16 protein-coding genes are annotated in these 16,166 nt (G+C 66.0%); 9 read left to right on the top strand and 7 right to left on the bottom strand.

All coding sequences use genetic code 11. The annotated features are described in order from the left end of the window. Window positions 1-278: 278 nt before the first annotated feature. The 9 genes from RS899_RS09005 (at window position 279) to RS899_RS09045 (ending at window position 12,251) form a co-directional block, all read left to right on the top strand. Window positions 279-779, top strand: a complete 501-nt coding sequence (locus RS899_RS09005; protein WP_054908926.1) for a VOC family protein — start codon at window positions 279-281, stop codon at window positions 777-779. 29 nt (window positions 780-808) lie between these two features. Beyond that, window positions 809-1,198, top strand: a complete 390-nt coding sequence (locus RS899_RS09010; RefSeq protein WP_315809670.1) for a VOC family protein — start codon at window positions 809-811, stop codon at window positions 1,196-1,198. Window positions 1,199-1,247: 49 nt separating this feature from the next. Next, window positions 1,248-1,889 (top strand): LysE family transporter, encoded by a 642-nt coding sequence (locus RS899_RS09015; RefSeq protein ID WP_409978050.1) that lies wholly within the window; start codon window positions 1,248-1,250, stop codon window positions 1,887-1,889. Window positions 1,890-2,036: 147 nt separating this feature from the next. Continuing rightward, window positions 2,037-2,357, top strand: a complete 321-nt coding sequence (locus RS899_RS09020; RefSeq protein ID WP_054908929.1) for a hypothetical protein — start codon at window positions 2,037-2,039, stop codon at window positions 2,355-2,357. Between the two features lie 142 nt (window positions 2,358-2,499). Further along, a complete protein-coding gene (gene tpx, locus RS899_RS09025; RefSeq protein ID WP_315809672.1) occupies window positions 2,500-3,000 on the top strand; it encodes a thiol peroxidase in 501 nt (166 codons plus the stop codon). 233 nt (window positions 3,001-3,233) lie between these two features. Continuing rightward, entirely contained in the window at window positions 3,234-4,532 is a 1,299-nt protein-coding gene (locus RS899_RS09030) for an MdtA/MuxA family multidrug efflux RND transporter periplasmic adaptor subunit (RefSeq protein WP_315809673.1), read from the top strand. Further along, the gene (locus tag RS899_RS09035) at window positions 4,529-7,651 is read left to right on the top strand and encodes an MdtB/MuxB family multidrug efflux RND transporter permease subunit (protein ID WP_054908931.1); all 3,123 of its coding nucleotides are present in this window, start codon (window positions 4,529-4,531) and stop codon (window positions 7,649-7,651) included. Before RS899_RS09030 ends, RS899_RS09035 begins: the two co-directional genes overlap by 4 nt. After that, complete coding sequence (locus RS899_RS09040) at window positions 7,651-10,767, top strand: multidrug efflux RND transporter permease subunit (RefSeq protein WP_054908932.1); 3,117 nt, start codon at window positions 7,651-7,653, stop codon at window positions 10,765-10,767. The genes RS899_RS09035 and RS899_RS09040 overlap by 1 nt, the downstream gene beginning before the upstream one ends. A 26-nt stretch (window positions 10,768-10,793) precedes the next feature. Then, window positions 10,794-12,251, top strand: coding sequence for an efflux transporter outer membrane subunit (locus tag RS899_RS09045; protein WP_409978077.1), 1,458 nt, complete (start codon window positions 10,794-10,796; stop codon window positions 12,249-12,251). Between the two features lie 7 nt (window positions 12,252-12,258). Here RS899_RS09045 and RS899_RS09050 read toward each other — a convergent pair whose 3' ends face one another. The 7 genes from RS899_RS09050 to RS899_RS09080 form a co-directional block, all read right to left on the bottom strand. Further along, entirely contained in the window at window positions 12,259-12,552 is a 294-nt protein-coding gene (locus RS899_RS09050; RefSeq protein WP_054908934.1) for a hypothetical protein, read from the bottom strand. Between the two features lie 32 nt (window positions 12,553-12,584). Beyond that, on the bottom strand, window positions 12,585-13,178 hold the full coding sequence (locus tag RS899_RS09055; protein ID WP_315809675.1) for a C40 family peptidase: 594 nt from the start codon (window positions 13,176-13,178) through the stop codon (window positions 12,585-12,587). Between the two features lie 146 nt (window positions 13,179-13,324). After that, window positions 13,325-13,984: a C40 family peptidase gene (locus tag RS899_RS09060; protein WP_315809676.1), complete on the bottom strand. Its 660-nt coding sequence runs from the start codon at window positions 13,982-13,984 to the stop codon at window positions 13,325-13,327. 117 nt (window positions 13,985-14,101) lie between these two features. Then, the gene (locus RS899_RS09065) at window positions 14,102-14,524 is read right to left on the bottom strand and encodes a VOC family protein (RefSeq protein WP_315809677.1); all 423 of its coding nucleotides are present in this window, start codon (window positions 14,522-14,524) and stop codon (window positions 14,102-14,104) included. Window positions 14,525-14,544: 20 nt separating this feature from the next. Continuing rightward, window positions 14,545-15,006 (bottom strand): hypothetical protein, encoded by a 462-nt coding sequence (locus tag RS899_RS09070; RefSeq protein ID WP_054908938.1) that lies wholly within the window; start codon window positions 15,004-15,006, stop codon window positions 14,545-14,547. Between the two features lie 93 nt (window positions 15,007-15,099). Continuing rightward, window positions 15,100-15,423 (bottom strand): antibiotic biosynthesis monooxygenase family protein, encoded by a 324-nt coding sequence (locus RS899_RS09075; protein ID WP_054908939.1) that lies wholly within the window; start codon window positions 15,421-15,423, stop codon window positions 15,100-15,102. After that, a complete protein-coding gene (locus tag RS899_RS09080; protein WP_315809678.1) occupies window positions 15,420-16,154 on the bottom strand; it encodes a CTP synthase C-terminal region-related (seleno)protein in 735 nt (244 codons plus the stop codon). The genes RS899_RS09075 and RS899_RS09080 overlap by 4 nt, the downstream gene beginning before the upstream one ends. Window positions 16,155-16,166: the final 12 nt, after the last annotated feature.

The raw sequence follows: 16,166 nt of genomic DNA on the forward strand, positions 1-16,166 counted from the left end.
GTTCCGGCGCCCGCTGCCGGGGATATGGTCGAGCGGTGTTTGTAGGATGGGTATCGCTGCGCTCCACCCATCCTGCTGACTGTGCATGAAAGGCACCTTCGGGTGCCTTTTGCGTTTCCAGAGAAGGGGTACGCGTTTCTGGTCTCTCACTCTCATGCCGCCCGACCGGTCGTCCGGTAAGGCGCGAAAGTCCGCCTAGACTTGTCGATTCCGTCGTCGCCCAGGCGACCAAGCTGCATGCCGGTCACGCCGACCGCGCGAGAATCAGGAGAGTCACCATGTCCAGCCTGCAACGCGTCACCCCCTGCCTGTGGTTCGACGGCAAGGCCGAGGAAGCGGCCAAGTTCTACACCGGGATATTCCCCAACTCGCGGATCGTCCAGACCGCCTACTACCCCGAAGCCGAGAAGGACCGCCACGGCGGCGTGCCCGGCTCGGTACTGACGGTGGAGTTCGAACTCGACGGCCAGACCTTCATTGCCCTGAACGGCGGGCCGGCGTTCAACTTCACCGAGGCGCTGTCGCTGCAGGTGATGTGCGACAGCCAGAAGGAGATCGACCACTTCTGGGACAAGCTCGGCGCCGGCGGCCCGGTGGAAGCACAGATCTGCGGCTGGCTGAAGGATCGCTATGGGGTGTCCTGGCAGATCTGCCCGCGCCACGTCGGCGACATGGTCGCCGACCCGGACAAGGCCAAGGCCAGCCGCACGCTGCAGGCGGTGATGGGCATGAAGAAGCTGGACATGGCCGCCATCGAGCGCGCCCACGCAGGTAATTGAGGCCGGCACGGAAGAAGAGGGCGCGCGACATGTTCAGCCATATCACCGTCGGCACCAACGACCTGCCGCGGGCCATTGCTTTCTACAGCAAGCTGCTCGAGCCGCTGGGGATCGCCCTCAAGGCGCACCGCCATGCGCCGGAGCGGGCGATCTACGCCCATCCGGACAGCGACGTGGTGTTCTGCGTCTACGAGCCCATCGACGGCCAGGCGGCGAGTGCCGGCAATGGCAGCCTGGTGGCCTTCGAGGCGCGTACGCGGCATCAGGTGGACAGTTTCCATGCTCGTGCCATGCAACTGGGCGGCGTCGATGAAGGGCCGCCGGGTCTGCGTCTGCACTATTCGCCGACCTATTACGGCGCCTATGTTCGCGACCTGGATGGCAACAAGCTGTGTTGCGTCTGTCATCTGCCGGAGTGAGCGGCGTGCGAGGGCGCTAGAATGCGCACTTGCCATCCTGTCGACGAGAATGCCCATGACCGCTGCCAGCACCTTCGCTCCGCTGCTTTCCGTGGCCCTGTTGTGGGCCGTGGCGGTGGTCACGCCGGGGCCGAACTTCTTCACCACGGCGCGCATCGCCGCTGTGCATTCGCGTCGCCATGGACTCATCGCCGCCCTGGGAGTTGCCTGCGGCACGGTGATCTGGGGGCTTGCCGGCGGCCTGGGAATCAAGTCGCTGTTCAGCGCCGCGCCCGCGCTGTACATGGGCTTCAAGCTGGCCGGCGGCGCCTACCTGATCTATCTCGGCATCAAGCTGCTCAAGCGCAGGACGCCGGCCGAGGGTGGAGAGTGCCTCGCTGAAGTCAGCCGTGAACGCAGTGCCTTCTCGGCGTTCCGTCTCGGCCTGCTGGGCAACCTGACCAATCCCAAGACCGCGCTGTTCGTGGCGACCCTGTTCGCCACCGCCATGCCGGCTGCGCCCTCGGCTGCATTGCTGGGCATGGCTATCGCGCTGATGGTAACGCTGTCGTTCAGCTGGTACTGCTGCGTGGTGCTGGTCTTTGCCAGCGAGCGCATGGCGGGCGTCTACCGCCGCTTCCGCCGGGCGCTGGATCGCTTTGCCGGCTGCTGCTACCTGCTGTTCGGCGCGCGGATGGTGGCGACCCACTGACGGTCGCAGCTGGCAGATATTTCGAACCTCAGTGCGTAGCGGCCCGTCCAACTCCCTGAGCGCCACAGTCAACCGGCACGCACCGTTCGCCCGACTGCGGCACCGCCAAGCGGCGAGGGTGCGCTCGCCGGACAGGGAGAATCTGCGATGGTCACTCACTACAAGGTCAAAGGCCACCTGGCTTGCGGGCACGCGGGCAAGCACCTGGAATCCACCACCGAGCTGAACCGGGTGAAATGCCGGAGCTGCCGTAACACCGACGTTTACAAGGAGGCCCGCCGCGATGCACGCAACGCCGCGCGCCGTGCCCAGCGCAAGGCCCGCGCAGAAGCCGTGCACAACGACTGGCGCAGCTTCTGGGAGAAACGCCTGGCCGCGATGCCTGGCACCCAGCGCCTGCCGCGTGGGTTCCAGGACCAGGCATTCGTGGGTGCGGCTGCCGGCGCTCCTGTAGCGGCTGCCGCTTGAGCCGGGCCTGAGGGGGGGTGGCCGGATGCATGTCCGAGCATTGCGCTCGGGCAAGTCGTGCTAGCATCTGCTCCGGCCCCGAATCCTCCTGCGGCGCTGGCAACCCGCCAGCGCCGCCATCCCTCACAGAAGGACCCAAGCAATGGCTCAAGTCACCCTCAAGGGCACCCCGGTATCCGTCGACGGCAAGCTGCCGCAGAAAGGCGAGCAGGCTCCGGCCCTGTCGCTGGTCGCCGGCAACCTGTCCGACGTCACCCTGGAAACCTACGCCGGCAAGCGCAAGGTGCTGAACATCTTCCCCAGCGTCGACACCCCGACCTGCGCCACCTCCGTGCGCAAGTTCAACGCCGAGGCGAGCAAGCTGGCCAATACCGTGGTGCTGTGCATCTCCGCTGACCTGCCGTTCGCCCAGGCGCGCTTCTGCGGCGCCGAAGGCCTGGAGAACGTGGTGAACCTGTCCACCCTGCGTGGCCGCGAGTTCCTCGCCAACTACGGCGTAGCCATCGCCGACGGCCCGCTGGCCGGCCTGGCTGCCCGCGCCGTGGTAGTGCTGGACGAGCAGAACAAGGTGCTGCACAGCGAGCTGGTGGGCGAGATCGCCGACGAGCCGAACTACGCCGCTGCCATCGCCGCCCTGGCCTGATGACGCTGCTGCTTTCGTAAGAAAGCCGGGCCGACCCGCCAGGGTCGGTCCGTCAGGTCGGGAACCCTTCCGGCCAATCCTGGTCGCAATGCCCCGGACTTTCGTAACTCCCAGTAAATCAAAGGTAAATAGCGGGTAAAGAGACTTTGCCTGCGACGCGGCTGTGCTTATCGTTCAGCCTCGCTATTCTCACTTTTTTGCGTGAAGCCCTCTTTTCAACAAGACAGAGCCCCATGACTGCAAGCAACGGATCGCCCTCCAAACTCCGCAAACTGCGCCCCTGGCTTATCACGGCACTGCTGTTCGCCGCCGTGGTGGGGCTGATCATGTGGCTGCACTCGACCTCCACTGGCGCACCGGCGGCCCAGGGCGGGCGCGGCGGCCGGCCGGGGCCGGGGCAGATGGCCACGGGGCAGGGCGGTACGGCGGTGACCGTCAGCGTCGCGCCGGTGGTCAAGGGCGACCTGCCGGTTCACTACCATGCATTGGGCACGGTGACCGCCTACAACACCGTCAACGTGCGCGCGCGGGTCAGCGGCCAACTGGTCAAGGTACCGTTCCAGGAAGGTCAGGAAGTGAAGGCCGGCGATGTGCTCGCGGTGATCGACCCGCGTCCGTTCCAGGCCGCGCTGGACCAGGCCCAGGGCACCCTGCTGCAGAACCAGGCGCAACTGAAGAACGCGCAGATCGACCTTGCCCGCTACAAGGGCCTGTACGCCGAGGATTCCATCGCCAAGCAGACCCTGGACACCCAGGAAGCCCAGGTGCGCCAGTACGAGGGCACCCTGAAGACCAACCAGGGCCAGGTCGCCGACGCCAAGCTCAGCCTCGAATTCACCCAGGTGCGCGCGCCCATCGCCGGCCGCGTCGGCCTGCGCCAGGTGGACGTGGGTAACCTGGTCACTTCCGGCGACACCACGCCGCTGGTGGTCATCACCCAGGTCAAGCCGATCTCCGTGGTCTTCAGCCTGCCCCAGCAGCAACTGGGCACCGTCGCCCGCGAACTCTACAGCGGCAAGCCGGTGCCGGTGGAAGCGCTGGACCGCAACCAGAACCAGACCCTCGCTACCGGTGTACTGAAGACCCTGGACAACCAGATCGACACCACCACCGGCACGGTCAAGCTCAAGGCCGGTTTCGAGAACGACGACCACAAGCTGTTCCCCAACCAGTTCGTCAACGTGCGCCTGCTCGCCGAGACCCTGCCGGGCGTGCTGACCATCCCGGCCAACGCCGTGCAGCGCGGCAACGACGGCACCTACGTGTACCTTGTGGGCGAGGAGAACAAGGCCAAGCGCCAACTGGTCACCCTGGGCACCAGCGAGAGCGAGCGCGTGGTGGTTACCGAGGGTCTTAAAGAAGGTGACCGTGTCGTCGTCGAAGGCACCGACCGCCTGCGCGAAGGCACCCGCATGACCATCGCCGCCTCTGCCGAGAAGGCCCGTGCCGCTGCGGGAGAGGAAGCCGACAAGTCCACCGCCAAGCCGTTCGGCTCGGATACTCCGGTCCAGGACAGCGGTAAGAGCGAATGAACCCGTCCCGCCTGTTCATCCTGCGGCCGGTCGCCACCACGCTCCTGATGGTGGCGATCCTGCTGTCGGGGATCATCGCCTACCGGTTCCTGCCGATCTCGGCGCTGCCGGAGGTGGATTACCCGACCATCCAGGTGGTGACCCTTTACCCCGGCGCCAGTCCGGACATCATGACCTCCTCGGTGACCGCGCCGCTGGAGAACCAGCTGGGGCAGATTCCCGGCCTCAACGAGATGTCCTCCACCAGCTCCGGCGGTGCTTCGGTGATCACTCTGCAGTTCAGCCTGCAGATCAACCTGGATGTGGCCGAGCAGGAAGTCCAGGCGGCGATCAACACCGCGCAGAGCCTGCTGCCCAAGGACCTGCCGAACCAGCCGGTGTACAGCAAGGTGAACCCGGCGGATGCGCCGATCCTGACGCTGGCGGTGATGTCCCCGGACATGCCTCTGCCACAGATCCAGGACCTCGTGGACACGCGCCTTGCGCAGAAGATTTCGCAGATTTCCGGCGTCGGCCTGGTCAGCATCAGCGGCGGCCAGCGCCCCGCCGTGCGCATCCGCGCCAACCCCGGCGCGCTGGCGGCAGCCGGCCTGAGCCTGCAGGACCTGCAGACCACCGTCACCAACAACAACCTCAACGGCCCCAAGGGCAGCTTCGACGGCCCGACCCGTTCCTCGACCCTGGACGCCAACGACCAGCTCAAGTCCGCCGACGCCTACCGCGACCTGATCATCGCCTACAAGAACGGCTCGCCACTGCGCGTGCGTGACGTGGCGAGCGTGGAGGACGACGCCGAGAACGTGCGCCTGGCTGCCTGGGCCAACACCTCGCCGGCCGTGGTGCTGAACATCCAGCGCCAGCCGGGCGCCAACGTCATCGAGGTGGTGGACAGCATCAAGAAGATGCTCCCGCAACTGCAGGCAACCCTGCCTGGCAGCCTCGAAGTGTCGGTGCTGACCGACCGCACCACGACCATCCGTGCTTCGGTGGCGGACGTGCAGTTCGAGCTGTTCCTCGCCGTCTGCCTGGTGGTGATGGTCACCTTCCTGTTCCTGCGCAATATCTCCGCGACGCTGATCCCCAGCTTCGCCGTGCCGCTGTCGCTGATCGGCACCTTCGGCGTGATGTACCTGGCCGGCTTCTCGATCAACAACCTGACGCTGATGGCACTGACCATCGCCACCGGCTTCGTGGTGGACGACGCCATCGTCATGGTGGAGAACATCGCCCGCTACCTGGAGCAGGGCGACCCGCCGCTGGAAGCCGCGCTCAAGGGTTCGAAGCAGATCGGCTTCACCATCATCTCGCTGACCTTCTCGCTGATCGCCGTGCTGATCCCGCTGCTGTTCATGGGCGATGTGGCCGGCCGATTGTTCCGCGAATTCGCCATCACCCTGGCAGTGGCGATTCTCATATCGGGCTTCGTTTCCCTGACCCTGACGCCGATGCTCAGCGCCAAGCTGCTGCGTCACGTCGAGCCGGAGAAGGAAGGGCGCTTCGCCCGCGCCGCCGGGCGCTTCATCGACAACCTGATCGAGCGCTACGCGGCGGCCCTGCGTGTGGTGCTGCGTCACCAGCCGCTGACCCTGCTGGTAGCCATTGCCACCGTGGTACTCACCGCGCTGCTGTATATCTTCATGCCCAAGGGCTTCTTCCCGATCCAGGACACCGGTGTGATCCAGGGCATCGCCGAAGCGCCGCAGTCGATTTCCTTCCAGGCCATGGCGGGCCGCCAGCAGGAGCTGGCGAAGATCGTGCTGCAGGACCCGGCGGTGGAAAGCCTGTCGTCCTTCATCGGCGTCGACGGCACCAACGCCACGCTCAACACCGGGCGCCTGCTGATCAACCTCAAGCCCCACGCCGACCGCGACGTGACCGCCAGCGAGGTGATCCACCGCCTGCAGCCGGAACTGGACCAGATCACCGGCATCAAGCTGTACATGCAGCCGGTGCAGGACCTGACCATTGAGGACCGCATCGCCCGGACGCAGTACCAGTTCACCCTGCAGGATGCCGACCCGGACGTCCTCGCCGACTGGGTGCCACGCCTGGTGGATCGCCTGCAGCAATTGCCGGAGCTGGCCGACGTGGCCACCGACTGGCAGGACAAGGGACTGCAGGCCTATATCAACATCGATCGCGACACCGCCTCGCGCCTGGGCGTGAGCCTGTCGAACATCGACAGCGTGCTGTACAACGCCTTCGGCCAGCGGCTGATCTCCACCATCTTCACCCAGGCCACGCAGTACCGCGTAGTGCTGGAAGTGGCGCCGGAGTTCCAGATCGGCCCGCAGTCGCTGGAGAACCTCTACGTGCCATCCAGCGACGGCACCCAGGTGCGCCTGTCGAGCCTGGCCAAGGTGGAGGAGCGCCACACCCTGCTGGCGGTCAACCACATCGCCCAGTTCCCGGCGGCGACCATCTCCTTCAACCTGGCTAAGGGCGTCGCCCTGGGTGAGGCGGTGCAGGCGATCCGCGACGTCGAGGCGCAGATGGAAATGCCCGTCAGCCTGCAGGGCAGCTTCCGTGGCGCAGCGCAGGCGTTCGAGGCCTCGCTGTCCAACACCCTGCTGCTGGTGCTGGCGTCCATCGTCACCATGTACATCGTGCTGGGCATCCTCTACGAGAGCTTCATCCACCCGGTGACCATCCTTTCCACGCTGCCCTCGGCGGGCGTGGGCGCGCTGCTGGCGCTGATGCTGTCGGGCCAGGACATCGGCATCGTCGCGATCATTGGCATCATCCTGCTGATCGGCATCGTCAAGAAGAACGCGATCATGATGATCGACTTCGCCCTGGACGCCGAACGCAACGAGGGCAAGCCGCCCCATGAAGCGATCTACCAGGCGTGCCTGCTGCGCTTCCGGCCGATCCTGATGACCACCATGGCCGCGCTGCTCGGCGCACTGCCGCTGATGCTCGCCGGCGGCGCTGGCGCCGAACTGCGCCAGCCGCTGGGCATCACCATGGTCGGCGGCCTGCTGGTCAGCCAACTGCTGACACTGTTCACCACGCCGGTGATCTACCTGTACTTCGACCGCCTCGCCGCGCGCTGGGCAGCCTGGCGTGGCCGTCACGGCCTCGACGTGAACAGCATCGACCCGGCGGAGCGCACCTGATGGGCGGCCTCTCGCGCCTGTTCATCCTGCGCCCGGTCGCCACCTGCCTGCTGACCCTGGCGCTGATGCTGGCCGGCGCGCTGTCGTTCAGCCTGCTGCCGGTAGCGCCGCTGCCCAACGTCGACTTCCCGACCATCATGGTGCAGGCCACCTTGCCGGGCGCCAGCCCGGAGACCATGGCTTCCACCGTGGCGACGCCGCTGGAGCGCTCCCTGGGACGCATCGCCGGGGTTACCGACATGACCTCCAGCAGCTCCCTGGGCAACACCACCATCATCGTGCAGTTCGACCTGTCCAAGGACATCGACGGCGCGGCGCGCGAGGTGCAGTCGGCAATCAACGCGGCGATGAGCCTGCTGCCCACCGGCATGCCGAACAACCCGACGTACCGCAAGGCGAACCCGTCGGACATGCCGATCATGATCCTCACGCTGACCTCGGACACCTACACTCGCGGCGAGATGTACGACCTGGCCTCGACCATCGTCTCGCCCAAGCTCGCGCAGGTGAAGGGTGTGGGCCAGGTGAGCATCGGCGGCTCATCGCTGCCGGCAGTGCGCGTCGATGTGAATCCGGACCAGCTCAGCCACTACGGCATCTCGCTGGATACCGTGCGCAACGCGATCAACAACACCAACGCCGACGGGCCCAAGGGCTCGCTGGAGTTCGGCGAGCGCCATTGGCAGGTGGATTCCAACGACCAGCTGCGCAAGGCCAGCGAGTACGCCCCGCTGATCGTCCACTACAACGCCGAAACCGGCGCGGCGGTGCGCCTGAAGGACGTCGCCAAGGTCACCGATTCGGTGGAGGACATCCGCAACGCCGGCTTCTCCGACGACCTGCCGGCGGTGCTGCTGATCATTACCCGGCAGCCCGGCGCGAACATCATCGAAGCCACCGATGCCATCCACGAGCAGTTGCCGATCATCCAGGATGTGCTCGGCCCGCAGGTGAAACTGTCGGTGATGGACGACCGCAGCCCGTCGATCCGCTCCTCGCTGGAAGAGGCCGAACTGACCCTGATCATCTCCGTGGTGCTGGTGATCCTGGTGGTCTACCTGTTCCTGCGCAACGGCCGCGCCACGCTGATCCCCAGCCTCGCGGTACCGGTGTCGCTGGTGGGGACCTTCGCGGTCATGTACCTGTGCGGCTTCTCGCTGAACAACCTGTCGCTGATGGCGCTGATCATCGCCACCGGCTTCGTGGTGGACGACGCCATCGTCGTGGTGGAGAACATCGCCCGGCGCATCGAGGAGGGCGACCCGCCGATCCAGGCCGCCATCCGCGGCGCACGGGAAGTGAGCTTCACCGTGCTGTCGATGACCCTGTCGCTGGTGGCGGTGTTCATCCCGCTGCTGCTCATGGGCGGCATCACCGGGCGGCTGTTCCGCGAGTTTTCGGTGACGCTGGCGGCTGCAATCCTGGTGTCGCTGGTGGTCTCCCTGACGCTGACGCCGATGCTCTGTGCGCGCCTGCTCAAGCCTGTCGAGCGAGGGCCGAAGAAGGCCTCGGTGGAGCGCCAGAGCAACCGATTCTTCGTCGCCTTCATGCAGCGCTACCGCGCCAGCCTGAGCTGGGCGCTGGAGCATTCGCGGCTGATGGTGGTGATCATGCTCGGCTGCATCGCGCTGAACCTCTACCTGTTCGTGGTGGTGCCCAAGGGCTTCCTGCCGCAGCAGGATTCCGGGCGCCTGCGCGGCTTCGCGGTGGCCGACCAGAGCATCTCGTTCCAGGCGCTGGACAAGAAGATGGCGCAGTTCCGCAAGATCCTCTCCGAGGACCCGGGCGTGGAGAACGTGGTGGGCTTCGTCGGCGGCGGCAAGTGGCAGTCCAGCAACACCGGCTCCTTCTTCGTCACCCTCAAGGACATCACCGAGCGCGACTCCGCCGAAACCATCGTCAACCGGCTGCGCAAGAAGCTGGCGCAGGTGCCTGGCGCCAACCTGTTCCTGGTCGCCGGCCAGGACGTGCGCATCGGCGGCCGCCAGGGCAACGCGCAGTACGACTTCACCCTGCGCAGCGATGACCTGAACCTGCTGCGCGAGTGGGCGCCGAAGGTCGAGGCAGCGATGAACAAGGTGCCGCAGATCGTCGACGTGAGCAGCGACGCCCAGGACAAGGGCGTGCAGAGCCGCCTGGTGATCGACCGCGACCGCGCGGCAAGCCTGGGGGTGAACGTCGCCGAGGTGGATGCGGTACTGAACAACTCCTATGGCCAGCGCCAGGTTTCGACCATCTTCAACCCGCTGAACCAGTACCACGTGGTGATGGAAGTCGCCCAGCCGTACCAGGAGACGCCCGAGGAGCTGCGCCAGGTCTACGTGATCAACAGCGAGGGCGAGCGCATTCCGTTGTCGGCCTTCACCCATATCGAGCCGAGCCGTGCGCCGCTGGAGGTCAACCACCAGGGCCAGTTCGCCGCGACCACCTTCTCCTTCAATCTGGCCCAGGGCGCGCAGATCGGCCCGGCCCGCGACGCGATCCTGGCGGCGGTGGAACCCATCCACCTGCCGATGGAAATCCAGGCCACCTTCGAAGGCAACGCCGGCGCGGTGCAGGACACGCAGAACGACATGCCCTGGCTGATCCTGCTGGCGCTGGTGTCGGTGTACATCGTGCTGGGCATCCTCTACGAGAGCTATGTTCATCCGCTGACCATCCTCTCGACGCTGCCCTCGGCAGGCGTCGGCGCGCTGCTCACGCTGATGCTGTTCCGCACCGAGCTGTCGCTGATCGCGCTGATCGGGGTGATCCTGCTGATCGGCATCGTGAAGAAGAACGCCATCATGATGATCGACTTCGCCCTCGACGCCGAGCGCAGCCTCGGCCTGTCGCCGCGGGACGCGATCCTGGAAGCGGCGATGAAGCGCTTCCGGCCGATCATGATGACCACCCTGGCAGCCATCCTCGGCGCGCTGCCGCTGATCTTCGGCATCGGCGGCGATGCCGCGCTGCGCCGCCCGCTGGGCATGACCATCGTTGGCGGCCTGATCGGCAGTCAGTTGCTGACCCTCTACACCACCCCCGTCGTCTACCTCTACCTCGACCGCCTGCGCCATTGGGTCAACAAGAAGCGCGGCGTGCGCACCGATGGCGCCCTGGAGACACCCGTATGATCCGCTCCCGTTCCCTTCTTTCTCCGATGGCGGCCCTGGCGCTGGCCGTGGCCCTGGCCGGTTGCGCCATCGGCCCGGACTACCAGCGCCCCGAGCTGACGGTGCCCGCCAGCTTCAAGGAGGGCGAGGGCTGGCAGCTGGCGAAGCCGCAGGACGGCTTCAACCACGGCGCCTGGTGGGAGCTGTACGGTGATGCCACGTTGAATGACCTGCAGACCCGCCTGGTCGCCGCCAACCAGACGCTGGCGCAGTCGGTCGCGTCCTACCGCCAGGCCCAGGCGCTGGCCAAGGGAGCGCGCTCATCATTCTTCCCCACCATCAGCGCAGACGTCGGCAAGACCCGTTCCGGGCAAGGCACCGGCAGCGGCGGCAGCGTGCGGCTGCCGGACGGTTCCACCGTCAGCAGTGGCGGCGGCAGCAGTTCTATCAGCAACAGCTACTCGGCAAGCCTCGGCGTGAGCTGGGAGCTGGACCTGTGGGGCAAGTTGCGTCGCCAGTTGGAGGCAGACAATGCAAGCATGGACGCCAGTGCGGCGGACCTGGCCAATTCGCGACTTTCGCTGCAGTCGCAGCTGACCCAGAACTACCTGCAACTGCGCGTGATGGACCAGCAGATCAAGCTGCTCAACGACACGGTCACGGCTTACCAGCGCTCGCTCAAGCTCACCGAGAACCAGTACAACGCCGGCATCGTCACCAAGGCCGACGTCGCCCAGGCGCGCACCCAGCTGAAAAGCACCGAGGCCCAGGCCATCGACCTGAAATACCAACGTGCGCAACTGGAGCACGCCATTGCCGTGCTGGTCGGCGTGCCGCCGGCGCAGTTCAGCCTGGCTGCCGTGGATACGGTGCCGAGCTTGCCGAATGTGCCGGCGCTGCTGCCGTCGGAGATACTGCAACGCCGCCCGGACGTGGCCTCGGCCGAGCGCCAGGTGATCTCCGCCAACGCCAAGATCGGCGTGGCCAAGGCTGCCTGGTTCCCCGACCTGACCCTCACCGCCGCTGGCGGCTACCGCAGCGGCAGCTTCCAGAACTGGATCGAGACGCCCAACCGCTACTGGTCCATCGGCCCGCAGTTCGCCATGACACTGTTCGACGGCGGGCTGATCGCCTCCCAGGTCGAGCAGGCCGAGGCGAGCTACGACCAGACGGTGGCCAACTACCGGCAGACCGTGCTGGATAGCTTCCGCGAGGTCGAGGACTACATGGTCCAGCTCAAGGTGCTGGAAGAGGAGAGTGGCGTGCAGCAGGAAGCGCTGGACTCCGCCCGCGAGGCGCTGCGCCTGACCACCAACCAGTACAAGGCCGGGACCATCGACTACAGCAACGTGGTCACCACCCAGACCAGCGCACTGTCCAACGAAAGGACGCTGCTGACCCTGACCGGCAGCCGTCTGACCGCCAGCGTGCAGCTGATCGCCGCGCTCGGCGGCGGTTGGGATGCGGCGAAGATCGCCGAGGAACGGCAGGCGACGCGGGACTGAGCCCGCGTCAGTCTTCGATCAGCGCGCTGAGGGGGATCCGGAAGCGGTTTTCCCCATCCAGCGACTTGATTCCACGAGGTTGGGCGGTGCTGACCAGGGCCGTGCCATCCAGGCGCTCCAGCACTTCGCAGTCGATCTGGCCCATGGCCGGGAGACGATCATCCTGGGCGGGCGTACGCAGGCGCGCCCGTGGCTTGAGAAAGCGCCAGTCGCGCCCGCACGCGTCGATCAGACGACATTCCGCCCATCCCGGAAAGCACTCTTCGGTGTAGCGCACTATTTCGACCAGCAGGCTGGGCATTGTTGTGGAGGTCCTGTGGTGGAAATTGAATGTCAACCGTTGAAGCGGCGGGCGGTGGTGAAGCTGCGTTCCCAGTAGTCGTTGTTCAGTGAGTCCATGCGGATTCGCTCGCCAGTGCTCGGGGCGTGGATGAACAGGTTGTTGCCGATGTACAACCCGACGTGGTTGACATCGCCTCGCCCGTTGCGGTTGAAGAACACCGCATCGCCGGGTTTGAGCTCGCCACGGCTGACCCGCTTGCTGCCACTCTCGATCATTTCACCGGTGGTTCGCGGCAGTTGCATGTCCGCCTCGGTACGGAACAGGTAGACCAGCAGGCCGCTGCAGTCGAAGCCGCTGGCCACGCTGGTGCCGCCCCAGCGGTAGGGCATGCCGATCAGTTCGCGGGCACGGGTGACCACACGGGAATTGGTGCTCACCCTGGCCTTGTACGGGCTGGCGCTGGGTAGCCGTTTGGCTCCCGTGTGCAGGCGAACGACATTGCGATTGGGCAAATTGCTGTGCGCGGCGTGAACGAGCTTCGCACTGGCTTTATGGGTTGGCGTGCTCTTGGCGTCGCGGGCCGAGGCCAGCGGAGAGGAGAGGGCGAACAGCAGCGCTGTGCTCAGGAGAATCAGGGGGCGCATGATGGGGCACGTCAGATGACTGGTAAGCGAAACGGGGCGCTATCTTAGGAATCTCCCTGAATGGATGAACGTGGGGATACTGCAAAGTGCCGTAAGGTTTTTCTGATTAGGTGATCCTGAGTGACTCGGTTCTGCAGTGCCACGCGTTACCCGCTGAAGCGTCGCGCGGTGGTGTAGCTGCGGCTCCAGTAGCTGTTGTCCAGCGAGTCGATGCGGATGGTCTTGCCGGTTCGCGGCGCGTGGATGAAACGGTCGTCGCCGATGTACAGGCCCACGTGGCTGGCGCTGCCGCCGCCGTTGTGGTTGAAGAACACCGCATCGCCGGGTTGCAGTTCGTCGCGGCTGACTTCGTTCTGGCGCTGGGCAATCATTGAGTGGGTGGTGCGCGGCAGCTTGCGGTTGGCGATGCTGCGGTAGAGATAGACGAGCAGACCGCTGCAGTCGAAGCCGTTTTCCTCGCTTTCACCCCCCCAGCGGTAGGGCGTGCCGATCAGTTCGTGGGCGCGCTCGACGATGCGCGAGGTGTCTACCGGGCTGAATTGCCGGCTGCCCCTGTCGTGTGCACGGGAGGCCAGGGCCGCGGCGCCTCGTTGGTGCACCTGTGAGAATTCCCCGCTGCGCTGCAGGCGATGGATCACGCTGCGCTGCTCGTCGTCGCGCGAAGCGTGGCCCGCGGGCGAGAAGCTCCGGTCGATGGCGGCGTTTTCGTAGCGACGCCAGTCCGGGGCGTCGTACTCATCTGCCAGGGCGATGGACGCACCCAGGGTGCAGAACAGGTAAAACGGAAGCCAGCGGATGGGGCGCACGTCGAGTCACCTCAGGGTGATGCAGTGGAGACGGGCGTTATCCTAGGAACTGGCTGTCAGGTGCTATGTAGGAGATTTCCACATGGCATGAAGGCGATTTCCATGCCTGACCAACGGTCAAGAAGCGAACAGCTGACCGATATCCTTGAACGACTTGAACTCCAGGGCATTGCCGCAAGGGTCGAAGAAGAACGTTGCCTGTTCGCCCACCTGCCCCTGGAAGCGCACGTGGGGCTCGATGACGAACTGCGTGCCGTGCTCGCGCAGGCGTTGCGCCAGGCGCTCCCAGTCTTCCCAGTCCAGCACCACGCCGAAGTGCGGCACTGGCACATCGTGGCCGTCCACGGCATTGGTGTGCGCGGCTGCCTGGCTGGCGGTGCGTGGGTGCTGGTGGATCACCAACTGGTGGCCGAAAAAGTCGAAATCCACCCACTGCGCACTACTGCGACCTTCGCCGAGGCCCAGTACTTCGCCATAGAAGCGCCGTGCCAGCGCCAGGTCGTAGACGGGGATGGCCAGGTGGAAGGGCGATAGGGCCATGGACGCGCTCCTTGTCGGGCTCAGGCCGGTACGGCCAGCAGGCGGGTGATGGTGGCCTTGGCCGCGCTTATCTGGCCTTCGCGGGCGAGGCGGGTGAATTCCAGCAGGGCATGTTCGTGCTCGGCGAGCTCATCGAGGATGTCGCGGTCATCGTCGTCGCCATCATCGGCCAGGCTGTCGTAGCGCTGGACGTAAGGCTCCACCAGCACTTCGAGTTTCTCCAGGGTCTGCGTCCAGTCGAGCCCGAGCCAGTCGGCGGCGCGTTGCCGGCCCTGGGCGGCGGCGTGGGCGGTATCGCCCAGCGGCAGGCCGTGGCGCTGCAGCAGGCGCGCCATGCGCAGGCCGGTCTGGCGCTCCAGTCGCGCCAGCAGGAGCATCGAGGATGCCCCCTCCGGCAGTTGCTCGGCCAGGCCGAGGAAGAAGTTTTCGCCGCGGACTTCGCCCAGGTAGGCGGCCTGCAGTTCACTGGCTTGTCGGTGCATGCGTCGGTCCCCCTTTGCTGAATGGGGACCAGCCTAGACGATGTGTGCGGGGCATCGAACCCGGCATGTCGTGTCTGGGCCAGAACGGGTCGCTCAGCGTTCGAAACCGTACTCGCGCTCGACCCGGCTGATGCGCACGCGGAAGGCGCTGTACCAGTCGCGGCGGCCGGCCTGCTGCGCCATGCGGTGCTCACCCTGCTGCTTCCAGCTGCGGATGGCGGCTTCGTCGCGCCAGTAGGACACAGTGATGCCCAGGCCATCGGCACCCCGTGCGGACTCTACGCCGAGGAAACCGTCCTGCTGCGCCGCCAGTTCGAGCATGCGCTCGGCCGTGGCGCCGTAGCCTTCGTCCAACTCGGTACGGTAGGAAGTGAAGGTTACGGCGTAGTACGGCGGTTGCGGTGTGCTGGCGATCATGCGGGACTCCCGATTCGGCTGGATTGATGGCGGAACGCGGCGGACAGGAGCGCCTCGGCCAACGGTACGGCGATGCCGGCCAGGGCCTTGCGCTCGGGTTGGAACAGGGTGGCGACGAAAAACGGATGGTCGGCGGCTTCCAGCGCGCGGATGCTGTCGTCCTCGCCGTGGGCACAGGCGCGCAGCGAGCCGCCGAACAGGGTGTCCTGGAACTCGGGGTTCACGCCGTAGCTGCAGCGGTAACCTTCACGAATCTCCGGCAGCCCATAGATGGCCGCCAGGTTCGAACCGGGCGTGAGACGAATGGTCTCGCTGACTTCCAGCAGGGAGCAGGGCAATGCATGCACTACCTGTTGCGCTGCCTCCGGCTCCAGTTCGCCATGGGCCGCGTCGCTCCAGCCCAGTACATGGCGAGCGCGCTCCAGCAGGGCGTGCTGGAAGCCACCGCAGGTGCCGAGGAAAGGCACCTCGCGTTCGCGGGCAAAGCGGATCGCACGCAAGGCACCTTCGGTATTCAGGTAGGGGCTGCCGGGGATGCACCAGAAGCCCGAGTACGCTTCCAGTTCCAGGCCTTCGGCGAGGCGCGGGGTATCCAGCCAGTCCACGCGCAAGGTGCCCGAGTGCGGCAGCAGCGATTGCTGCAAGGCCAGGGGTATCGCCCAGTGGGCAGTGACGCGGCTGTTGCGGTCGCCGATCAGGCCGATCCGCAGTGTTTTGCGACGTTTTCCCATCTGTTGTTCCCC

This window comes from Pseudomonas sp. C9-3 (assembly GCF_032392015.1).
GTDB classification, from domain to species: Bacteria; Pseudomonadota; Gammaproteobacteria; order Pseudomonadales; family Pseudomonadaceae; genus Pseudomonas; species Pseudomonas nitroreducens.